At 56.2% G+C, this 22,597-nt stretch carries 13 protein-coding genes; 6 read left to right on the top strand and 7 right to left on the bottom strand.

Annotation, left to right across the window (positions count from 1 at the left end):
* Positions 1–41: 41 nt before the first annotated feature.
* From MUN82_RS00405 to MUN82_RS00395, 3 genes are all read right to left on the bottom strand, one after another.
* On the bottom strand, positions 42–1,505 hold the full coding sequence (locus MUN82_RS00405; protein ID WP_245093854.1) for a lipopolysaccharide biosynthesis protein: 1,464 nt from the start codon (positions 1,503–1,505) through the stop codon (positions 42–44).
* 85 nt (positions 1,506–1,590) lie between these two features.
* Positions 1,591–2,673, bottom strand: a complete 1,083-nt coding sequence (locus MUN82_RS00400; protein WP_245093852.1) for a DegT/DnrJ/EryC1/StrS family aminotransferase — start codon at positions 2,671–2,673, stop codon at positions 1,591–1,593.
* A 411-nt stretch (positions 2,674–3,084) separates the two neighbouring features.
* Positions 3,085–4,005, bottom strand: coding sequence for a M28 family peptidase (locus tag MUN82_RS00395; RefSeq protein ID WP_245093850.1), 921 nt, complete (start codon positions 4,003–4,005; stop codon positions 3,085–3,087).
* 317 nt (positions 4,006–4,322) lie between these two features.
* On the opposite strand from MUN82_RS00395, the gene MUN82_RS00390 reads away from it, so the two are divergent.
* The gene (locus MUN82_RS00390; RefSeq protein ID WP_245093848.1) at positions 4,323–7,157 is read left to right on the top strand and encodes a TonB-dependent receptor; all 2,835 of its coding nucleotides are present in this window, start codon (positions 4,323–4,325) and stop codon (positions 7,155–7,157) included.
* A gap of 158 nt (positions 7,158–7,315) precedes the next feature.
* The gene (locus MUN82_RS00385; RefSeq protein WP_245093846.1) at positions 7,316–9,427 is read left to right on the top strand and encodes a LysM peptidoglycan-binding domain-containing protein; all 2,112 of its coding nucleotides are present in this window, start codon (positions 7,316–7,318) and stop codon (positions 9,425–9,427) included.
* Between the two features lie 91 nt (positions 9,428–9,518).
* On the opposite strand, the gene MUN82_RS00380 is transcribed toward MUN82_RS00385, so the two are convergent.
* A complete protein-coding gene (locus MUN82_RS00380) occupies positions 9,519–10,580 on the bottom strand; it encodes a fatty acid desaturase family protein (RefSeq protein WP_245093844.1) in 1,062 nt (353 codons plus the stop codon).
* A 374-nt stretch (positions 10,581–10,954) separates the two neighbouring features.
* On the opposite strand from MUN82_RS00380, the gene dnaE reads away from it, so the two are divergent.
* The 3 genes from dnaE to trxA all read left to right on the top strand — a co-directional run bounded on the left by dnaE (position 10,955) and on the right by trxA (position 16,492).
* The gene (gene dnaE, locus MUN82_RS00375) at positions 10,955–14,641 is read left to right on the top strand and encodes a DNA polymerase III subunit alpha (protein ID WP_245093843.1); all 3,687 of its coding nucleotides are present in this window, start codon (positions 10,955–10,957) and stop codon (positions 14,639–14,641) included.
* A 97-nt stretch (positions 14,642–14,738) separates the two neighbouring features.
* Positions 14,739–16,019 carry a chloride channel protein gene (locus MUN82_RS00370; protein WP_245093842.1) on the top strand — a complete coding sequence of 427 codons (1,281 nt, stop codon included), beginning with the start codon at positions 14,739–14,741 and terminating at the stop codon, positions 16,017–16,019.
* Between the two features lie 140 nt (positions 16,020–16,159).
* On the top strand, positions 16,160–16,492 hold the full coding sequence (trxA, locus tag MUN82_RS00365; RefSeq protein WP_185281167.1) for a thioredoxin: 333 nt from the start codon (positions 16,160–16,162) through the stop codon (positions 16,490–16,492).
* 75 nt (positions 16,493–16,567) lie between these two features.
* Here the strand turns inward: trxA and MUN82_RS00360 are convergent, their stop codons facing one another.
* The 3 genes from MUN82_RS00360 to MUN82_RS00350 form a co-directional block, all read right to left on the bottom strand.
* Positions 16,568–17,032 (bottom strand): Lrp/AsnC ligand binding domain-containing protein, encoded by a 465-nt coding sequence (locus MUN82_RS00360; RefSeq protein ID WP_185281168.1) that lies wholly within the window; start codon positions 17,030–17,032, stop codon positions 16,568–16,570.
* Between the two features lie 540 nt (positions 17,033–17,572).
* Entirely contained in the window at positions 17,573–18,682 is a 1,110-nt protein-coding gene (locus tag MUN82_RS00355; protein WP_245093841.1) for an isoaspartyl peptidase/L-asparaginase family protein, read from the bottom strand.
* 119 nt (positions 18,683–18,801) lie between these two features.
* Positions 18,802–21,024, bottom strand: a complete 2,223-nt coding sequence (locus tag MUN82_RS00350; RefSeq protein ID WP_245093840.1) for a protein-disulfide reductase DsbD family protein — start codon at positions 21,022–21,024, stop codon at positions 18,802–18,804.
* Between the two features lie 242 nt (positions 21,025–21,266).
* On the opposite strand from MUN82_RS00350, the gene MUN82_RS00345 reads away from it, so the two are divergent.
* On the top strand, positions 21,267–22,595 hold the full coding sequence (locus tag MUN82_RS00345) for a hemolysin family protein (RefSeq protein ID WP_262922832.1): 1,329 nt from the start codon (positions 21,267–21,269) through the stop codon (positions 22,593–22,595).
* The last annotated feature ends 2 nt before the right edge of the window (positions 22,596–22,597 follow it).

Raw genomic sequence — 22,597 nt, 5'->3', positions numbered from 1 at the left:
TAGGTAGGCGGGCGATTTCTGGCGGTGGAGCGAAGCAGGGGTCAACCGGCCATCCGCATGGTGAGGTACTTCTCCCTAAAGAAATCGTACAGGTAGCGTAGGTTTTTTCGGTTGAAGATGGCCGACAGCGTGAGGTAGATGGCCCCACCCGCCACGACCCATAGCAACAAGGTCCACCAGGTGAAAACCTGTAGCTGCTCGCTACCCCACAATAAGGCTACACCCATGGTAAGCGATGTGCAGAAGCTAGGCAGCAAATCGCGCAGCTGGTGCGCAAAGCCATAGGCAATCAGCTGCTTGGAGTAGTACGTATTGATTATCAGGGCCACGAATGACAAAGCAATTTGCCCGTAGATCAGACCCATTACGCCCCACCGATAGGTAAGTAGCAGGAACACCACCGTCAATGCTTTCTTGATTATCTCGAGAACGAGAAACAAGTCAGACCGCTTTTTGAGAGTCAGAATATTCAGGTTTAGGGCATGAATGGGGTAGAGCAGGCCTACGAACGCAAGGCCTTGCAGCAGGGGAATAGCGCTGGCCCACTTGTCTGTAAACAGCACGAGTATCACGCTCTTGCTCAAGCCCATCAGGCCCATCAGAATTGGAAAATAGGCAAACGACACCAATTGCATAAGACGCTTGTAGGCCTGCGTCAACCGCGGCGGGTCGTCCTGCAACTCAATCAGAACGGGGTAGGAAACCCGGCCAGTCACCTGCGAAACTAAGGTCTGCGGAATGTCTTTCAGGTTTACGGCGCGGTTGTAGAACCCTAGCGCAGACGCCGAGTAGAACTTACCGATCAGCAAGGGGTAGATGTTGCGAAAGCCTGTATCGAGCAGGCTGGAAAGCAGCATCTTGGAGCCGAACCCGAAGAAATCCTTAAACGAGGCCGTGGAAAAGTTGAACGACGGAAACCACGCCCGCGCCGCCCAATACAGCACATTGGTAATGAGCGCATTGAGCAGCTGCCGTATCACCAGCGCCCAATAGCTCCAGCCACGGTAGGCTAGGTACAACCCAATGCCACCGGACAGAACGTTGCTGACCAGCGAGCGGAGACTGATGGTGCGAAAATCCAGCAGCTTCGTCAGCCGGATGTTCTGCACGATGTTCAACGAGTTCAGCACCAAGCTGATGCCCAGCACCCGGATAATATCCGTGAGCAGGGGCTGCTTGTAAAATTGCGCCACCAGTGGCGCACAGGCAAACACAATGGCATAGGCGGCAACAGACAAGCCCAGATTACTCCAGAACACGGTGTCGTAGTCTTCGGGAGTGGCATCCTTTTTCCGCAGGAGCGCGCTACCCAATCCTGCATCCGTAAACGGCTGCAATAGGGCGATAAAAACCGCTACCATGGCTATCAGGCCAAACTCGCTGGGGCCCAGAATCCGGGCAAGGAAAACGGAAATCAGAAAGTCACTGATTAGGCTCCCAAATCGCTCCCCCGTGAGCCATACCATGCTGACGGCCGCGCGGCCTTTTAAGGTTTTTTCCTTCATAGATCCACAGCAAGTACGCAACAAACCAGGTAGGGCACCGGGGTAGTCAGCCTAGCTAACCAGCTCCGTTTTGGGTAGGCCGACCTCAATACCGATCTGCGCGAAGAATAGCCCGACAAATCATTTTCACTTCCTCCACCGATAACTCGTGGTACAAGGGTAGGCACAGCACGCGAGACGCGATATTGGAAGAAGCGCACATGTGCTGCCCCGGCCGTACGTAGCTTAGCTTTTCCAGCGAGGGGTAGAAGTATCGCCGAGGGTAGACGTACACGCCGTGCAACGCATCAATCATCTTCAACAAAACAGCTTCGTTATTAAACAGTACGGGGTAGTAGGCGTAGTTGAAACCTGCGTTCGGGCGCAGAAAAGGTTTTCCTACTTGCAAAGGCCTCAGCATCTGGTGATACACCTCCGTAAGCTCCTGACGCCGGGCCAGAATTTGCTGCACGTACTTGAGGTTACACAACCCCATAGCAGCGTGAAACTCGCTGTTCTTGCCGTTGATGCCTACCCCCTGAAATGTCTCGGGACCGTGAAAGCCGAAGTTGCGCATGTGCGCAATCTTGTTGGCTAGGTTTGCATCATGGGTGATGAGCGCGCCGCCCTCAATAGTGTGGAAGAGCTTAGTGGAGTGGAAACTCAGCGTGCTGATATCACCCTGATGCAGCACCGAACGGCCCTGATATTGGGTGCCAAACGCATGGGCTGCATCGTAGATGACGCGTAGCCCGTGCTTAATGGCTACCGCGCCTATTTCCCTCACAGCGCACGGATTCCCGAACACATGCGTGGCCAGAATAGCCGTGGTTTGGGGGGTAATAGCAGCCTCAATCAGCGCAGGATCAATGTTATACGTAGCAGGATCAATGTCGACAAAAACCGGCGTGCACCCTTCCCACACGATGCTGCTGGTGGTGGCAACGAAAGAAAATGGGGTAGTGATAATTTCGCCTTGCAGATCTAATGCTTTGATAGCCAACTGCAAAGCAGTGGTACCATTGGTCACGTAGAATAAGTGTGGTACGTCGAAATAGTTTTTTAGCGTGAGTTCCAGCTCATTGACTAAAGGACCATTGTTCGTCAGCCATTTCCTCGACCAAATTCCGCGTAGGTAGTGGTCGTATTCCTCTTGAGGCGGCAGAAAAGGCTTTGTGACATTTATCATGTAGTCGTTTTTTCGACTGGAGGCCGAATCAAAAATTCTTCTATCCGCAGTTGCATACGCTTGTTATGAGCTGTAACAACATTGGATTCGTTCAAATACCAAAATCAGTATTATATAAATAGTTATATTTTTTATAATCATTATTATACAAATATAGTACATTAGGGACTTATAACGACTGTATCGCACACAGATTGACTTCCTTCTGTGTGAAAGGGTTGGGCTGAGAGGGTAGTATTGTGCTTCGGACTATCAAACCCGAGTCAGGCAAAAGGTGAGACCTGCTGATATGCTAGAAAAGGAAGTTTGCAGGAGAAAACAGTTGCCGGACGCAGTCGTGCTATTTTTATGTGAGCGTGTTGGCACAGCTCAAGCGCATGCTGTGTAGTACGTTTATTATCAGGCAGTATACTACCCCGCAGCCAGTTGCACAACCGTAGCCAACACGGCATCTACGGCCAAGGCCAACCGGCGCATATCCAGCCGGTCGAGGGTATCGGCGGCCTCGTGGTACTGCTTGTTGCGGTAAAAAGCCGTATCCGTTAGCAGCACGGCAGGGTAGTTGAAATGCCAATAGTTGAGGTGATCGGAAAAATCGATACCTGGCAGCCAAGCGGGGGCTTTGAACCGCTTGACGGGTAGGGCCGCAGTTTCCTTATACACGCGGGCAAACCGCCGCCCGAAGCGGCCGTTGCCGAATTTCTGCGCCACCGTTACGTAGTTGCCACGGCTGCCATAGATCCAGCGCAGAGGCTTAATGGGGTAGTCCTGCGAGTTCTTGCGGTCATCATAATACCCTAGCATTTCCAGTGCTATCATACCGCGCACTGGTACGCTGGTTTCGTGCAGGCTACGCGCGTGCACATAGCTGCCCATCTGCGGCGTGCGGAAAAATGGCGGCTCTTCCAGCGTGTAGGCCACCAACTCTATACGGCATGCCAAAGGCTGACGGGGCAGCAGGCGGGCCATTTCCAGCAAGGCGGCCACGCCGGTCCCGTTGTCATCGGCGCCGGGCTGCTCGCCGCACACATCATAGTGCGCCCCGATGACAATGCGCGGCCCATTAGCCGGCCCAAAGCCACCCACAATGTTGCGGTACGTGCGGCCCTGCACCTGATACGTTTGCTCGGTGGGCTGGGCACCAGCGGCGGCCAGCTCTGCTTTGATGTAGTCGGCGGCTTGGTTTAGGCTGGCTTCGTGCAGATAGTTACGCGGCTGGGCCGTGGTGGTAAGGGCCACTAGGTCGCGGCGCAGATGGGCAGTATCGGCAGCGGCCGCTGGCGGAGCGCCGCTCGCCAAGCAAGCAGCTAAGAGAATAGAGAAGCAGCTCATCTGATAGAAATCCTACCTATAGCGAAAGGGGCAAGATACGCCTACACATAACATCCACGCTATTTTCTGACGACGCGTCCGAACGGAACCTGGGGTAGAATACGGTAGAAAACCATATATCAGAGACGCTACCCTGCAACCTATAGCACGCTTTGGAGTCTGCTTGCACGGCCACAGATACTGCACTGATTTTTCGTCGGCCTCTTTTGCCAGTTGATAGATATTTCCGGGCGAACCGCCGAGTTCCAGGAGAGTACAGGCCTACGGCTTAAACCCCCTCCCTCTACCTTCGTCCAATAAGCCGCTAATTATTCGATATGCAACGACTTCTCCTCTTCGTTATCTTACTATTGCTCAGTGGCTCCGCGCTGGCACAGACCACTTTTTCGGTAACTGGCCGGGTGGAAGACGCCACCGATAAATCGCCGCTGATTGGGGCCAACGTGGTGCTGATTCAGGTGCCCGACTCGGTGCGGCGCGGGGCGGCCGTGGATACTGAGGGCAACTTCAGCATAGCCGACGTGCCCGCCGGGCGCTACGTGCTGGCGGTATCGTTTTTAGGGTACCAGTCTACCCGCCGTCAGGTGCAGCTCACGCAGGCCAACCGGGCGCTGGGTACGCTCCCCTTGCAGGCCGGCGGCATCACGCTAAAAGGCGTGGAAGTGGTAGGCAAAACGCCCGCTGCTGTGCAGAAGGGAGACACGGCGCAGTACAACGCCAACGCCTTCAAGACCAACCCCGACGCCGATGCCCGCGACCTAGTGACCAAGATGCCTGGCATTACGGTGCAGGATGGCAAGGTGAACGCGCAGGGCGAGCAGGTGCAGCGCATATTGGTAGACGGCAAAGAGTTCTTCGGTACCGACCCTGATGCGGCCATGAAGAACATTCCAGCCGAAATTATCGACAAGATTGAGGTGTTTGACCGCCAGAGCGAACAGTCGCAGTTTTCGGGCTTCAACGACGGCAATACCCAGAAAACCATCAACATCGTAACCAAGCCGCAATACCGCAAGGGGCAATTTGGGCGCTTGTCGTTGGGGGCAGGGCCGGAGCGCTACCAGGCCAGCGTGAGCGTAAACAGCTTCAACGGTGACCAGCGCATTTCGCTGGTGGCGCAGTCCAACAACATCAACATGCAAAACTTTGCCTCGGCTGACCTGGTAGGGGCCAGCGGGGGCGGGCGCGGCGGCCGGGGTGGCGGTGGTGGCGGTGGTAATTTCCTGGTGCCGCAGGGCGGAGGCATTTCGACCACCAATGCGGTGGGTATCAACTACTCTGACCAGTGGGGCAAGAAAACGCAGGTGACGGGTAGCTACTTCTTCAACCAGACCAACAACCGCATCACCAGCAGCACCGACCGCCAGTACGCCACCCAGAACCAGCGCTACATCGAGAATTCTTTCGTGAACAGCCGCAACATCAACCACCGCGCAAACCTGCGGCTGGAGCATAAGATTGACTCGGCTAATTCTATCCTGTTTATTCCGCGCCTGTCGTTTCAGCAGAACAATGGCAATAGCACGCTGGATGGCCAGACGCTGGTAGGCGACGCGCCACGGGGCGTGGTTTCGACGGACTACCGTTCGCGCCTTACGGGCATCAACTCCGATAATCAGCTGCTGTACCGCCACCGCTTTGCCAAAGCCGGCCGCACGGTTTCGCTGGACCTGAATGCCAACTACAGCAGCAAGGACGGCAATAGCAACCTCTACTCGTTGTCGGATACGATTGTGCTGGACCAGTATGCTACCCTCAACCAGCGGGGGTGGCAACTGAGTTCGGGGGTGTCGTACACGGAGCCGCTGAGCAAGCGCGACTTGCTACAATTCAACTACAACGTGGTGTACACGCCCAACGACTCGGATAAGAAAACCTACGATTTCGCAGAAACTGACAACGCCTACTCCGACATCAACGCGGGCCTGAGCAACGTGTTCACCAATACCTACCTCACACAGGGGGTAGGCGCCAGCTACCGCTACCAGACCGAAACCCTGCAAGCCTCGGCGGGCGTGACAGCCCAGAAGGCCGACCTCAACAGCGACCAGAAGTTTCCGGCCGGGCCGGGCATCAACCGCACGTTCTACAACATTCTGCCCAATGCCCAGCTGCGCTACCGCTTCTCACGGGAGAAAAATCTGCGCCTGAACTACAACGGCCGCACCTCGGCGCCCAGCATCGGCCAGCTGCAGGAGGTGGTAAACAATGCCAACCCGCTCCAGCTAACTACCGGCAACCCCAACCTGCGCCAGCAATACCAGCACGTGCTGGCGTTGCGCTACTCGGCCTCGCAGCCCGAAAAATCGACGTCGTTTTTTGCCGGCGTGTTCGGCACCATCACCGACGACTACATTACCAACAGCACCTTCGTGACGCCCCGCGACACGGTGTTGAGCATCAACGGGGGCGAGGTCGCCCTCCCCCTGGGCGGGCAGCTCACGCGCCCCGTGAACCTAGGCCAGCAATATTCGGTGCGGGCGTTCAGCAACTACGGCATGCCGCTGAACTTCATCAAAACCAACCTGAACCTCAACGGCTCGGTGGGCTACTCGCGCACGCCGGGCATCAACAACGGGGTGCTGAACTACTCGAAGTCGCCGAACGTGGGGCTGGGCATTACGCTGAGCAGCAACATCAGCACCACGCTCGATTTCACGGTGTCGACAGATGGGCGGCTGACGTACGCGCGCAATTCGGCCAACGTGCGTCTCAATACCAACTACTACGTGCAAAACAGCTCGGTGCGCCTGAGCTGGACGTTTGGGCCGGGCATCAATTTCCAAACCAATGTGGTGCACCAGTACAACCAGGGCTTGTCGGCGGCCAGCCAGCAGTATTTGCTCTGGAATGCCAGCCTGGGCAAGCGCATTCTGCCCGGCCAGCGCGGCGAAATAAAGCTGTATGCCTTTGATATTCTGAAGCAAAACCAGAGCATTCAAAACAACATCACGGTGGCTTACAACGAGCGGGTAGTGACCAACAACCTGCAACAATACTTCATGTTGATGTTTACCTACAACCTGCGCCGCGGCAACGTGAACATGCCTACAGAGGAGGGCGGCCGCGAGGGTAGGGGCAACTGGCGCGGGGGCGGTCAGGGCGGCGGCGGTGGTCGTCCGCCCGGGGGTGGCCGGCCACCCGGCAACTAGTTTTATGAAAAACGGCGGCTGGCAGAGCCGTCGTTTTTCATTTCAGTCCTACCCTGCCTTGGCATCAGCACCACTAGCACCTACCCTAACCCGGATTTTTTCGCCTATTTTGGGGTTAGATGGACCGCCACCAGTCCGGCGTACCCTTGTAGTAGCCCATGAAACGACTTTTTGCTTTAGTGCTGTGCCTGCTGCCGCTGTGGGTAGCGGCGCAGTCGGGTAGCCCTTCGGTGCCCGCTACCCTACCCTTTGCCAACCTTACCATACGCTTCAGCAGTGGCGGTCAGCGCGCCGTGCAGCAGAAAGTAGACGCGTTGCGCAGCCATCCGGCCTCCTTTCAGGCCCGCGTGCTGCTGGCTGATGCGTATTTCCCCATCATCGACCGAGTATTTCAGGAAGAAGCTGTACCGCTGGATTTCCGCTATCTGGCCTTGCAGGAAAGCGGCTTGCAGGGCGATGCCCAGAGCATTCACGATGCGGTGGGCTACTGGCAGTTTAAGCGCGAGGCCGCTACGGATTTCAACCTGCTGATGAACGACCAGGTAGATGAGCGCAAGCACATTGTAACGGCTTCGCACGCGGCAGCTAAGTACTTTAAACGCAGCCACAATGCCTTTCATAACTGGCTGGACGTGCTTTTGAGCTACAACCTGGGCATTGGGGGTACCAAGCCCTACACCCTACCCACCGACGCCGCGGCTACGGAGATGGAGGTAACTGAACGCTCGCACCCCTACATCATCACGTTTCTGGCGCACAAGATAGCCTTCGAGCAGGCCGTGGGGCTGAACGGCAACCCCGCGCTGGCGCTACAGGAGTTTCCGGCTGCTGCCGGTCAGCCGCTGGCGGCTATGGCTGCCAGCTTCCAGACCACGCCCGAGGAGCTAGCCAAGCACAACCGCTGGCTGCTAGCTGAGGCTGTGCCCTCGGATAAGGCCTACACGGTGCTGGTGCCCGTTACTGATCCTGCGCAGGTGGCGGCCCTAGCCGCGCAGCAGCCGGTAGCCTCCACGGCCCCTACCCTAGCGCAGCCTACCCCCGACCCGCGCCACCCCGGCTTTGTGCTCATCAACGGCTTGCGGGCGGTGGTGGCGCTACCCGGCGAAACCAAGGAAACGCTGGCCCAGCGCACCGATTTGAAGCTGCGCCGCTTTATGCGCTACAACGACCTCTACGCCTTCGACAACGTGGTGGCCGGCCAGCCCTATTTTGTGCAGAAAAAGCGCGATAAAGCGGCCGTGGAATACCACGTGGCCCAACCTAACGAAAGCATCACCACCATTTCGCAGCAGTACGGCATACGGGTGCGCTCCATCCTGAGCAAAAACCGCATGGCCCGCAACGAGGAGTTGCGCCCCGGCCGCGTACTGTGGCTCCAGCACACCCGCCCCCGTGATGTGCCGGTGGAGTACAAAACCGTGCAGAACGAAGCGGCGCTAGCGGCCTTTGCTCGGCCAACGCGCGCTACGCAGGCTGCACCCGGCCCGGCTCCGGTGCCGTCTACCAAGACGTTTCCACCTACCACTCAACCCACCGCACCAGCACCAGCGCACGTAGTTGCCGCTGCCCCCGCCGATACGGCGGCTATGCTGAATGACGAAGTTGCTACCACCGGCGTAGCGGATACGGCGGCGATGCCTGCTGTATCTGCTACGCCAGCACCCGCACCGGCCTCTGCACCGCGCAGTGTATACCAACCAGCACCTGCCCGTCCTACTGCGCCGGCTTCGGCAGCGAATAATGCCCCTGCGCCAGCAACGGCCGCCACGGAAGCTTCTAGTGCTGCTCCGGCTGCTGCGCCCTACCCCATGATGCAGGCTCCGGCTACGCCCGCCCCCCTGCCACCAAATGGCCTACATACCGTGCGCACCAAAGAAACCCTCTACGGTATCGCCCGCCTCTACCACATCAGCCCCCGCGACTTGGAAGCTTGGAACGGCCTCCCGTTGAACCCCTCTTTAAAAATCGGGCAGCAGCTCCGCGTGACGCCTCCAGAGGAAGCCTCGGACCTTCAACCCAAAACAGCGCCTACCCAGACGGCCCCTACCCCTCCAGCTGCCAAAACGCCAATAGCTCCCGCGGCTGCGCCTACCACCAAGCCTCAGCCCGCCACCCCCACCACGGTGCAGCACACGGTGCAGGCCGGCGAGTCGATGTACGGCATCTCGCGCAAGTACGGCGTCACCATCAAGCAGATACTGGAGTGGAACAACAAGCCCGACTTCAATGTGCGCCCCGGTGAAGTGCTGACCATCACGCCGGCTAAATAAGCTATTGATTAGCAGCAAAAAACCGTTATCGTCCCGAGCGCTGCTCGGGACGATAACGGTTTTTTGCTGCTAACAACTACTAACTATACTCCTACCCCATCACCGGCTCGGGCACCCGCGCAATACGCTGGGTACGCGCTTTCAGCAACGAAATAATTTCAGCATCAGACGCGTAGCGGTTGTCTAGGTCCACAAAATGGCGGGCCAGCAGATCGTAGCGGCGCGTCATGAGGTAGGCGAAAATGTGCAGGAAGTGGATACCATCGAATACTACCGACTCTTGGCGGGCATATTCAGCTACGTTTTTACGGAAGTGATTGGGGTGCTCGGTCCAGTGTAGGGCGGGCTTGAGGTGGTGGCTGATGTGGTAGCCATCGTTCCAGCACTTATGATTGTACTTAGTGTTGATACACGTGACGCTATTCGTATAGCAGTTGCCAGGGTCGTTGCTGTCAATAAATGCGTGTTGACTCCAATTGCCCAGCATCATGACAATGCGCGCAACCAGCAGCGGCAGAATCAGCACGACGAAGGTAGCGGGTAGGTTGACGAAGGAGAGTAGCACGCAAGCCAGGATGTACGACAGTTCCCCCTTGAAAGCCCGCCACTTAAAGGTGGTTTTACCAGTGCGCCCCAGGTAGGCAAACAGCTTTGGAAAACCCAGCAGCAGAAAATCGGCCAGGTAGCGCCCGAAGCTCCTCCACGAGTCGCGCTGGTAGTACATGGTGGAGCTTTCGTCGTCGGGCAGGTTGTTTTCGGGATGGTGCATGCCCATGTGGTGCGTGTAGTACGTATCGGGCGTTTGCCCAAACAGCGGCCCAATCACCCACGGAATGTATTTGTTCAACCAACCGTATTTCTTCTTGAATAAGATCCGGTGACTGGTGCAGTGCAGCATCAGCCCAAACGGACCTTTGAAGTAAAACGTAGTCAGCCCCAGATACACCACCAGCACCGACCACCACGCCCACCCCGGCAGGGGCAGGAACAGCGCCACGGCCATCGGTAGCAGCGTTACCGAAATTTCTAAAAGCAGGTAGAGGAAGGGCAGATCGCGCTTATCTTGGCAGAAACGTAGCAGAAACGTATCCAGCCGGGTAGGCGCAGCAGGCTCGGTATACACCGGGTCGGTGAGGGCGGCAAGGCTTTTCATGAAGGTAGGCCGCCCGCAGATGGCAGCCGTTAGAGGGCGAACGGAAGAATGCGTTGCATGTCGAGAAAAGTCCGGCGGGACCCGAAAAAACAAAACACTACGTGTGCTAAGATAAACGCTTTTACGCTGAAGGGGTTCCGAATTGCTTCTCTTGCCATCGTCGAGAGGGATAGGTAAGTGGTTTGTGCCTTACCTTTTTCAGTGAAGTATTCCGCATTTCGCCCATAAGTCCTGCACTATAGCCCTGGCCCTATAAGGTATTTTGCGTGGGGCATCTTACACAAAACCTCTTACCGCGCAACCTTTTGCTTCCGCTGATTCGTGGGTAACTTTACTATCCGCTTCGCGCCCTAATGGCGCGAAACCTGTTGCCCATGCCTGTATTCTCGCACCTTCACTGCCACACCCAATATTCCCTCCTCGACGGCCAGGCCAGCATTTCGGCCCTGATGAAAAAGGCCCAGGCCGACGGTATGCCTGCCGTAGCCCTCACCGACCACGGCAACATGTTCGGGGCGTTCAACTTTGTAGCCGAGGCGAATAAATACAACGTGAAGCCCATTGTGGGCTGCGAGTTTTACTTGGTAGAAGACCGCCACAAAAAGGCATTTAGCCGGGAGAAGGGCGAGCGGGACGTGCGCCGCCACCAGCTGCTGCTGGCCAAGGACCAGGCCGGCTACCACAACCTGGCCAAGCTGTGCTCCATGAGCTACATCGAAGGCGTGTACTCCAAGTTCCCGCGCATCGATAAGGAATTGCTGCTGCAATACCACGAGGGGCTGATTGCTACCTCCTGCTGCATTGGCGCGGAGCTACCCCAAGCCATTTTGTGGAAATCGGAGGCGGAGGCGGAGGAGCTGCTGAAGTGGTGGCTGGATGTGTTCGGCGAGGACTACTACATCGAAATCCAGCGCCACGGCCTGATGAACATCGACAACACCGGCAAAAGCCAGGAAGATGTAAACCAGGTACTGCTGAAGTTCGCGCACAAGTACAACGTCAAAGTGATCTGCACCAACGACTCGCACTACGTGGAGCAGAACGACTTTGCCCCCCACGACCTCCTGCTGTGCGTGAACACCGGTGAGGAACACAGTATCCCGGTAGGCGACTTCGAGACGAACTACTTCCGCCTCATCAGCGGCGACAACAAGGTGATTTATGACCACCTCGACGCTATTCGTCCGATGGCGGCCAGCGACGACTCAGTGCGCCGTCAGCTCATGCGCATTGATGAGGAGCGGCAGATGCCACGGCCGCGTGCGCGCTTCGGTTTCCCCAACGACCAGTTCTACTTCAAGAACCAGGAGGAGATGAACACGCTGTTTGCCGACGTGCCAGAGAGCGTGGATAACACCAACGAAATCGTGGACAAAATCACGCCGCCCAAGTTGCAGCGCGATATTCTCCTACCCAACTTCCCCCTACCCCCCGAGCACCCCACGGCCGATGCCTTCCTGCGCCACCTTACCTACAAAGGTGCATTTGAAGGCGACCGGCCCCGCTACTCGGAACGCACGCCCGAGATTGAGGAGCGCCTGGACTACGAGCTGCGCATCATCGAAACGATGGGCTTTGCGGGCTACTTCCTCATTACGCAGGATTTCATCAATCACGGTCGTAGCATTGGCGTGGCCGTGGGGCCGGGCCGGGGCTCGGCGGCGGGCTCGGCGGTGGCCTACTGCATCGGTATCACCAACATCGACCCTATTAAGTACTCGCTGCTGTTCGAGCGTTTCCTGAATCCCGAGCGCGTGTCGATGCCCGATATTGACATCGACTTCGACGACGTGAACCGCCAGCGCGTGATTGACTACGTGGTAGACAAATACGGCAAAACACAGGTGGCCCAGATTATCACCTTCGGTACCATGGCTGCTAAGTCCTCTATCAAGGACGTGGCGCGGGCCATGGAGCTGCCCCTACCCCAGACCAATGACCTGACCAAGATGGTGCCTGAGCAGGTAGGCACTACTCTCGCGAAGGCCTTTGCTGAGGTGCAGGAGCTGGACATGATCCGCCGCGATGAAGCGCCGGACAACCTCAAGGGTCAGATTCTACGCTTGGCGGAGCGTCTGGAAGGCTCGGTGCGCAACACCGGCATTCACGCCGCCGGCGTCATCATCGCTCCCGATGACATCACGAAGTACATTCCGGTGTCTACTTCGAAGGATTCGGACCTGCTGGTGACGCAGTTCGACGGCAAGGTGATTGAATCGGCCGGCATGCTGAAGATGGACTTTTTGGGCCTCAAGACCCTTACCATCATCGAAGATGCCATGCGCCTGATTGAGCAGAACCACGGCGTCAAAATCGATATCGACAACATCCCGATTGACGACCCCAAGACCTACGAGCTGTACCAGCGCGGCGACACTATTGGTACGTTCCAGTTTGAATCGGAAGGCATGCGTATGTACCTCAAGGACTTGCGCCCGACCAATATCGAGGACTTGATTGCGATGAACGCCCTGTACCGGCCCGGACCCATGCAGTTCATCCCGAACTTCATCAACCGCAAGCACGGCAAGGAGCCGGTAGAGTACCCCCACGAGCTGCTGGAGCCCATCCTGAACTACTCCCAGGGCATTATGGTGTACCAGGAGCAGATCATGCAGACGGCCCAGATTCTGGCCGGTTACTCGCTAGGCGGCGCCGACTTGCTGCGCCGCGCTATGGGTAAGAAGGACATGAAGAAGATGGCCCTGGAGCGCGAGAAGTTCTGCGAAGGCGCCAAGAAGCTGCATGGCATTGTGGCGAAAAAAGCCAACGAGGTGTTCGACGTGATGGAGAAGTTTGCGGCCTATGGCTTCAACCGCTCCCACTCCGCCGCCTACTCGGTGGTGGCCTACCAGACCGGCTACCTCAAGGCCCACTACCCTGCCGAGTACATGGCTGCCGTGCTCACCAACAACATGGGCGACATCAAGAAGGTGACGTTCTTCATTGAGGAAGCCCGCAAGCAGGGCGTAGCCGTGCTCGGCCCCGACGTGAACGAATCCATCATGAAGTTCAACGTGAACGAGAAAGGCCAGATTCGCTTCGGGATGGCCGCGGTGAAGGGCGCGGGTGAAGCGGCCGTGGAGGAAATCGTGCAGGAACGTAAGCGTAAAGGCAAGTACACCGACATTTTCGACTTTGCGAAGCGCGTAAACCTGCGCGCCGTGAACAAGAAAACATTTGAAAGCCTGGCCTTGTCGGGCGCGTTCGATTCGTTTGAGCGCTACCACCGCCGCCAGTTCGTGGAGGCTCCATCAGGCGACCAGAACCTTATTGACAAGGCCGTGAAGCTGGGCCAGCAGCACCAAGCCGATCAGGATTCAGCCCAGCAGAGCCTCTTTGGGGGCTCTGCTTTCGGCGCGGTTGCCATGCCCCTACCCAAGGTAGCCGACATGGAGAAGTGGCCTGCCACTGAGCAGCTTCGCCGCGAGAAGGATGTAGTAGGTTTCTACCTGTCGGGTCACCCACTCGACAACTACAAGATGGAAATCGACTCGTATTGCACCACCTCGCTCGACAAAATCGAGAACCACAAGAACAAGGATATCAACGTGGCGGGGCTGATTACGAACGTGGCCTACCGTACTACCCGCAACGGGCAGCCGTTTGCGGCCTTCACGCTGGAAGACTACGATTCGTCGTTGCAATTGGCCTTGTTCCGGGATGAATACACGCGCTTTACGCACGTCATCAACCCGCGCAACTACCCCAACGAACAGGTGCCGCCCATGTATATCCGGGCCAAAGTTTCCCTACGCTACGGCTCGGAGGATCAGTGGGAACTGAAGATCATGAACATGGAGCCGCTGAGCGAAGTAGCCGAAAAGCTCAGCAAAGGCGTGCGCGTGCGTCTGGACCTTCGCACCGTATCCGGCCCCATGATCGACAAGCTGGAGGCTGCCATTGAGGCTGCCCCTGGCCGCAAGCGTTTGGAAATTCAGTTTGCCGAGCCCCACGAGCATTTGGCCGTAGATATGTTCTCGCGCCGCTTTCAGATTGAGCCCAAAGCCTTTATCACCAAAATGCGAGAGCTAGAGCTGGAAGTCTGCCAGCTAATCTAGTTCTCCGCTTTCAGCGCTTTGTAGTGGCGGCCCAACGCATCTGGTAACCTCAGGTGGGTTGGGCTGTTATATTGTATTCCCTCCATTCTTCGTCAATATGAGATTTACTACCCGCCGGCGTGCGCTGGTTCTCCAGAAGCAGGTCAATGATTCATTGCGTTTCAACCCGTTTGTTTTCAGCCGCCTTTTCTTTTTGTGGGTGCTGATTGGTGTAGCTGGCGGCATTCTGGCGGGGGGCTATTGGATAGTGCTGGAGCACCTGCTGGAGTGGCTAGAGGGCGTGCAGGGCCTGCTCGTCGTACCGTTGATGATGGGCGCGGGGCTGCTGGCGGGCCTCATCATTCATAAGCTGGGCGACCCCGGCGAGATGGATCTGATAGTCAACAACATTCGCTTCAAAGGCGGCCAGCTCGACCCGCACAACAACCCATCCATGATCCTCTCCTCGTTGCTGTGCATTGCCAGCGGCGGTAGCGCGGGCCCAGAGGCACCCTTGGTGCAGGTAGTAGGCTCTACTGGCACGTGGCTAGCTCAGAAGTTTCGGCTGCGGGGCGAAGACCTCCGCTCACTTACTATTGCGGGCATGGCTGCAGCTTTCACGGCGTTATTTGGCGCCCCGCTGGGCGGGAGTCTGTTCGCTCTTGAAATTCTGCACCACCGGCACGTGGTAGAATACTACCAGGCCCTGATTCCGGCCTTCGTAGCCAGCTGCTCCAGCTACGTCATCTTCGTGTTGATTACGCACACGGGCCTCGGGCCTACCTGGGTGTTCCCGCTCTACACACCTTCCAGTATCAACGACTTTTTCTTTGCTATCCTCTATGCGCTGGCGGGCACGGCGGCTGGTTGGCTGTTCATTTTCACAGTCCGGCAGTGCCGGAGAGGCTTCCGCAAGGTGCGCCTACCCATCTACTGGCAACTAGCCGTGGGCGGCCTGCTAATTGGTATTGTGGCCTACCTCGTTCCCTTATCCCGTTACTTCGGGCACGATCAGCTGAATGAGCTTCTTCATGATTCCTTCTCGGTACAGTTTCTATTGGTCCTACTTGTGGCTAAAGTATTAGCTATTGCTTTCACCGTTACGTCGGGCTGGCGTGGGGGCTTCATCATCCCATTGTTTTTTGTAGGTGCAGTGGTAGGGCTACTGATTAATTCGCTGTTCCCTGATCAAAACTTACCTCTCATTATGATCAGCTGCATGGCGGCCATCAACGCTTGTGTTACGCGCACGCCCATCAGCACCACTATTTTGCTGGCTACCCTCACCGGTTTTCATAGCATTGTCCCAATCATGTTTGCCAGCCTTACTGGCTTCTTCCTAGCCCCGAAAACCCCATTGATTAATGCGCAATTAGGCGTAGAGGAGCACGAGGAGTAACCAAAGCAAACCGTGCAGCATCCGCCAAGCAGCACTGTGAACTTTCTTACAGTTCGCTTGTTAAACTCCCAATCTGCTACCTTGCAGGCCCAAGGCTCGTAAGAAGCATTTTACCTTGTACCATCAACCCCCCTACTGTCATGGGACACAAAGCAATCGAGATTACCGATTCTAACTTCGACGAAATCATCAACTCCGATAAGCCGGTACTGGTCGACTTTTGGGCTGAGTGGTGCGGCCCGTGCCGCATGGTAGGCCCCGTTGTAGAGGAGCTAGCCGGCGAATATGAAGGCAAAGTAGTGGTAGGCAAAGTCGACGTAGACTCCAACCCTCAGACTTCCGCCAAATTTGGCATCCGCAGTATCCCTACCCTGCTCGTTTTCAAAAATGGTCAGATCGTAGACAAGCAAGTAGGCGCTGTACCAAAGCACGTACTGGCTCAGAAGCTGGACGCCCAGGTGACGGTTGCCTAAGGCACTTCACCTTCACTCAGGCAAAAAGCCCCGTTCCTATGGAGGAACGGGGCTTTTTGCTTTGGTACTAGACTATTATAGCAATTGAATAGGACGGTTGAGCGATTCTTCCAGAGAAATTAACGTTTCCGTTCGTTCGATACCTTCAATCAGTTGGATCTGGTCGTGTAGTACCTCGCGCAGGTGCTGCGTATCGCGACACACCAGGCGAGCAAAGATGCCGTAGTTGCCAGTTGTGTAGTTCATGCTCACGATTTCCGGAATCTTTTTCATCTCTTCCGCTACACCGTTATACATGGAGCTTTTGAGCAGATAGATACCTATAAAAGCCGTCACGCCGTATCCAAGCTTCTCATAATCAATGCGTAGTGTAGCACCTTGCACAATCCCTAACTCCTCTAACCGAGCCATGCGCACGTGCACCGTACCACCAGATACGTGCACTTTACGGGCAATTTCAGTGTAGGGCATTTTCGCGTCGGCTATCAGCAGCGCTAATATTTTGCGGTCGGTGTCATCAAGTTCGTAATTGCGGGCCATTTTTCGGTAGGGTGTTTGAGCATTTGGCAATACAAATCGCCAATTATTAAATTTAATGTAAATTTTTAAGCAAATGTCTGATAAAATTTTATAATAAGGATTCATCTAGTACATTTGTCATAATCAAACGCAAACGGCGGATGATTACTGCAAACATTGTAGAATGATGAAACTGGCAGACATGCCCGCCTCTCTCGCGGGTGGTGATTCGGGATAAACTGGTCCGGCGGCCGGCTAACTACACCGTGGAGGTTCGAATCCTTCTTCTACAGCTTTTTTAGGTGGATTTTGGGAAGTGGACGAGTACCAGGACGTATCTGGGTGGGTACGTTCTTTATTAGGAGGCTGCATCTGGGTGGGTGCAGCCTTTCTTTTTGCCTTTTTGTGAACGCGAGGGTCTGTTCCCTACCCTAATGAGGCGTAAGGCGGCGCAAAGTTCAGACATTTTTCGCAGGAAAGCAGCTGTTTTGTTACAATTATTGCATTCATTCCTACCCCCTGCTACGCAACTCTGCAAAGAGCTCAGCCACTAGCTGTTCGTTACTCTTTGTAAATCAGTACTTGTGCTTCACCATTCGCTTTGATATAGCCCCGATACATCCCCTCCGAGTTGAACGGCATCGTGATATTGCCTTGGCGGTCTACAGCAATCAGGCCACCGTCGCCCCCTAGCTTTCCTACCTTGTCTATCGTTGCTTGTGCGGCCTGTGTTAGGGGCACTTGTTGATATTCCATGCGAGCAGCCACGTCGCGGGCCACAGTGACACGGATGAAGAACTCACCCCAACCAGTGCACGACACGGCGCAGGCGTTATTATCAGCATAAGTACCGGCGCCAATGAGGGGTGCGTCGCCGATGCGGCCGTAGCGTTTGTTGGTCATGCCACCGGTGCTAGTGGCGGCGGCCAGGTTGCCGTATTGGTCTACGGCCACGGCCCCCACGGTACCGTATTTCCTACCCTCCGTAAAGATTTGATCTTCGTAGGGTACAGCGCTTTGTGGCTTGCCGGGCTTCAGCTTGGTTTTGGCTTTTTTAACGGGCGTTGTTTCTGTTTTGGTAGGCGTATTCAACTGGTCGGGGGTGCCGGCGCTTTTCTCAGCGGCCAGCGCTTTTTCGAGCTGTTGGTGACGAGCTTCAGTGTAGAAGTAGCTGGGCTCGACAATAGTCAGGCCCTTTTCCATGGCAAACTGCTCAGCGCCCCGACCAGCCAGCATCACATGTTCAGATTGATCCATCACGGCGCGGGCAGCTGTGATGGGGTTGCGTACTACCGTAATGCCCGCCACGGCGCCAGCCTTCAGCGTGCGGCCATCCATGATAGCGGCGTCCATTTCGTTGCGGCCTTCATGGGTAAATACCGCGCCCTTGCCAGCATTGAATAACGGCGAGTCTTCCATCACCTGTACTGTAGCCTGCACCGCATCCAGTGAAGTGCCACCCTTTTTCAGCACAGCGTATCCCGTTTGCAATGCCTGATTGAGCACAGTACGGTAGGCCTGCTCCTTTTCCGGCGACATGTTGGCCCGCGTAATAGTACCTGCTCCTCCATGTATAACTAAGGTGATGCGGTTCGGGTCAGGCACGACAGTTTGCGCCTTGCTAGCTACGGCACCCCACACAAGCAGTAAAATCAACAGGCACTTTTTCATAAGGCAACGCAAAAGAGCAGATTAGCAATAGGGCCAAAACAGCGCAAACGAGAAAACAGCAATTTCTGCTGTTTTCTCGTTTGCTGATGATAGACGACGTGATGCGGGAAAAGCTGCCGTTAGCGAACTGCCACCGGCTGATTTTGCCGCTGATATTGCGCCAGACCAGCGTCTAAGAAGCGCACGAAAGCGGCCACGTCGGGCTCGTAGGCAATAGGTGGGGCTAGCGTATGTGCCAGGTCGGCGGGGGCCTCAGGATCGAGCAGCACGTAGTAGGGCTGGGCGTTTACGTTGAAGCCGGTGAGTTGCAAATCAGCGTTTTTCTTACCAAGCGTGGTTTTCTCCTTGCCATCGTGGGTGGAGGTGTACTGCTCGTTGGCGGGCAGCGCTGCCTTATCGTCTACGTACAGTGCTACCACTACGTAGTCGTCGCGCAGGCGCTTGAGCACTTGTGGGTCGCTCCACACGGTAGCTTCCATCTTGCGGCAGTTTACGCAGGCGTGACCTGTGAAATCAATAAAGATGGGCTTTTTTAGAGCTCTGGCACAGCGCTGAGCTTGTGCCAGATCGAAGTACCCATGCAGGCCATGAGGCAGTTCCAAGAAGTCGGCGTAGCGGGGCTCTTCGCAGAGTGTGTTGGTGGCAGCGGCACTTGGCACAACAGAAGGCGCCGTAGAGGCCAGCGAGAAGTCTCGGCTGGTTTGGGGCGGCAGGTAGCCCGCCAGCAGGGGCAACGGTGCTCCAAATAAACCTGGCACCAGATACACCATAAAACCAAAGGCTAACACAGCCATCAGCAACCGACCTACGCTCAGGTGGGGTAGGTCAGAGTCGTGGGAGAGCTTGAAGCGGCCCAGCAGGTAGAGGCCCAGCAGACCCGAGAGCGTAATCCAGAGGGTGATGTATAGATCGCGGGAGAGCAGGTTCCAGTGATAGGCCAGGTCGGCCATGCTCAGGAACTTCAGCGCCAGCATCAGCTCCACAAAGCCCAACACTACTTTCACCGTGTTCAGCCAGCCGCCCGAGCGGGGTAGGCCTTTCAACCAAGCCGGAAAGATGGCAAACAGCGTGAACGGCAGCGCAAACGCCAGCGAAAAGCCCAACATCCCGATTACCGGTGTGAGGCGCTCACCCTGCGCCGCCAGGCTCAGAATGGTGGCCACAATAGGCCCGGTGCACGAAAATGACACTACTACCAGCGTGAGCGCCATGAAAAACACACCGCCCCAGCCGCCCTTGTCCGCCTGCGCGTCAATCTTATTGACCATGCCGTGGGGTAGGGTGATTTCGAACAACCCCAGAAACGACAGGCCAAACGTGACGAAAACGGCAAAGAAAATCAGGTTGGGTAGCCAGTGTGTACTGATGAGGTTGAGGCCATCGGCACCCAGCAGAATGGTCACCAGCAAGCCAATCACTACGTAAATAAAGATGATGGACAAGCCATAGACCACGGCCTTGGTGATGCCCCGCTGCCGGCTGTCGCCACCACTGGTAAAAAATGAAACCGTCATCGGAATCAGTGGGAACACGCAGGGCGTAATCAACGCGCCCAGCCCGAACACAAACGCTCCAAAGGCAAACGCCCACAACCCGCCTGCCGCCGGATCGACAGCGGGCGCCGTGGCTGCCACAGAAGCACCAGGGGTAGGCACGGCCGTGACGGCTGCCGGACCGGCTAATTTCGTTGCAACAGCGGTACCCAGCGTGGCAGTGTCTTGGGCAGCGATGGACGCATCGGGAACAGCGATTGGTGCGGTGGCCACTGCAGCCGCTGCAGTAGGTGTAGCCGGTGCTACGGTTGGGGCAGCCGTGGCGGGGGTAGGCGTAGCGGCAGGCGGTGCTACAGCGCCCGTGCCGCTTACTGTAACAGGGCCGAAGCTGAGCGTCTCGTTGCCAGGTACGCAGCGACCGTCCACATCGGTGCACGTCTGGTAATCGGCTTCGACTTTGATGGTGAGGGTACCGGGCTGCAGAATCTTGATGCGCTGCTTAATTTGGCCGGTGCCTTCAAAATACGTGACGTCGCCCTTGAACACGTCGTCAAACTTCTTCTTCTCTCCTACCGACTTCGGTGAGCCTACCAGCGTATAGGCGGCGTTTTTCGGAACGGCAAGCGTGAAGACGGTCGGCCCCAGGTCGGGGTCGAAATTGGTGGCATAGAGGTGCCAGTTGGGCTCCATGCGCGCATTGATGATCAGGTCAATTTCGTCGCCCACCTTTGCCGTCGTCTTGCTAACGGCGGCCGTGAGCTTGGTAGGCGTGAGCACCTGCGCCGCAACGGGCCATAGCGGCAACAACAGAAGCACCAGCAGCGGTACTAGCTTTTTGAGAGTAGACATAAACTTTTTTTTCGACACGTTGGAGTGCGTGCAGCGCAAAGAACGGTAGGAAGTAACACAAAATTAGTGTGTCAGGGTTGCATGCTGGCACGATATCCTGCGGACGTAACAGCTTCGTTCGGTTGAGGTTTCAGCCAGTGGCTTACTTTCTTATCAGCAAGTAGCCCCAACCGCTTGGCAATAATCTCGTATTTTTGCGATACAAAGGGTGCTGAGCCGCGTGAGCTACAGCATCCGTACCTATGGGCTTAAAAATCTTATTTACCGTTCTGCTTGTGTTGGCGAACGGCTTTTTTGTGGCGGCTGAGTTTGCGCTGGTGAAAGTTCGTCTTTCGCAAATGGAAATACGAGCGCAAGAAGGCAACCGGTTTGCGAAGCTAACGCTCAGCTTGCTGCATAAACTGGACGCCTACCTCTCGGCTACACAGTTGGGCATCACGTTGGCTTCGCTGCTGCTGGGCTGGGTAGGCGAGGATGTAGTAGTAGACATTGTGCTGGTCGTGATGCACAGCCTAGGCTATGATATGCCGTTGGCCGCCGCCCACAGCATTGCCATTCCCATTTCTTTTGGACTGATCACGCTGCTGCACATCGTCTTTGGGGAGCTGATTCCTAAGTCGTTGGCCATTCAGCGGGCAGAGGCCACTAGCTTAATCATCGCCGCGCCGTTGCGTGGTTTCTATTTCATCACCTTTCCTATTATCTGGGTGATGAATACGATTTCCAATGCGGTATTGCGCCTGATGGGGGTTGCCCCCGCTTCGGAACATGAGGTGCATACCACCGAAGAACTGCGCCTGCTGCTCGACCAGAGCATGCAAAGTGGAGAACTACAAAACTCAGAGCACGAGCTACTTGAGAACGTATTTGAGTTCAACGACCGCATGGTGAAGCAGATCATGGTGCCCCGCACCAAAATAGCAGCCATCGATATCAACGCGCCTCAAGATCAGGTGCTGGAAATTGCCTACAGTGAAGGCTACTCACGCATCCCGGTGTACGAGGGTAGCATCGACAACATTGTGGGCGTGCTCTACGTGAAAGACCTACTGCAACTTGTGCGACGCGGCGAGCCAATTGTGGTGTCGCGCATTATGCGCCCAGCCTATTTTGTGCCCGAAACCAAGAAAATCAACCGCTTGCTGCGACAGTTTCAGCGCAAGCACATGCACATGGCCATCGTATCAGATGAGTTTGGCGGTGTGTCGGGCATCGTTACGATTGAGGACATCATCGAAGAGCTGGTAGGCGAAATTCAGGACGAGTACGACAACGAAGTACCGGTGGTAGAGAAGGTGTCGGAAAATGAATACCGCGTAAATACCGCCACGCCTATTCCTGATGCCAACGAGTACCTGCCCTACCCCCTCCCCGAGGGAGACGACTACGAGACGGTAGGCGGCTTGCTGAACATGATCTACGGCAACATTCCCGACGTGGGCGACGTGGCAGTACTCGATAACTACGAGTTTCGGGTGCTGCAACGCTCCCGCCGCGCCGTAGAGTTGGTACAGCTCCGCGTGACGCGCCCGCAGGAAGTAGCAAATCTGACTGAGGAACTGGATTTGTAATA

It is taken from the genome of Hymenobacter aerilatus (assembly GCF_022921095.1).
GTDB lineage: Bacteria > Bacteroidota > Bacteroidia > Cytophagales > Hymenobacteraceae > Hymenobacter > Hymenobacter aerilatus.
Note: the sequence above shows the minus strand (reverse complement) of the source record. Positions and strands in the feature narration are given on the sequence as shown.

Bases quoted from the DNA above. Each gene is read 5' to 3' on its own strand.
- MUN82_RS00405 (WP_245093854.1), bottom strand. From the start codon at position 1,505: ATGAAGGAAAAAACCTTAAAAGGCCGCGCGGCCGTCAGCATGGTATGG.
- MUN82_RS00400 (WP_245093852.1), bottom strand. From the start codon at position 2,673: ATGATAAATGTCACAAAGCCTTTTCTGCCGCCTCAAGAGGAATACGAC.
- MUN82_RS00395 (WP_245093850.1), bottom strand. From the start codon at position 4,005: ATGAGCTGCTTCTCTATTCTCTTAGCTGCTTGCTTGGCGAGCGGCGCT.
- MUN82_RS00390 (WP_245093848.1), top strand. From the start codon at position 4,323: ATGCAACGACTTCTCCTCTTCGTTATCTTACTATTGCTCAGTGGCTCC.
- MUN82_RS00385 (WP_245093846.1), top strand. From the start codon at position 7,316: ATGAAACGACTTTTTGCTTTAGTGCTGTGCCTGCTGCCGCTGTGGGTA.
- MUN82_RS00380 (WP_245093844.1), bottom strand. From the start codon at position 10,580: ATGAAAAGCCTTGCCGCCCTCACCGACCCGGTGTATACCGAGCCTGCT.
- dnaE (WP_245093843.1), top strand. From the start codon at position 10,955: ATGCCTGTATTCTCGCACCTTCACTGCCACACCCAATATTCCCTCCTC.
- MUN82_RS00370 (WP_245093842.1), top strand. From the start codon at position 14,739: ATGAGATTTACTACCCGCCGGCGTGCGCTGGTTCTCCAGAAGCAGGTC.
- trxA (WP_185281167.1), top strand. From the start codon at position 16,160: ATGGGACACAAAGCAATCGAGATTACCGATTCTAACTTCGACGAAATC.
- MUN82_RS00360 (WP_185281168.1), bottom strand. From the start codon at position 17,032: ATGGCCCGCAATTACGAACTTGATGACACCGACCGCAAAATATTAGCG.
- MUN82_RS00355 (WP_245093841.1), bottom strand. From the start codon at position 18,682: ATGAAAAAGTGCCTGTTGATTTTACTGCTTGTGTGGGGTGCCGTAGCT.
- MUN82_RS00350 (WP_245093840.1), bottom strand. From the start codon at position 21,024: ATGTCTACTCTCAAAAAGCTAGTACCGCTGCTGGTGCTTCTGTTGTTG.
- MUN82_RS00345 (WP_262922832.1), top strand. From the start codon at position 21,267: ATGGGCTTAAAAATCTTATTTACCGTTCTGCTTGTGTTGGCGAACGGC.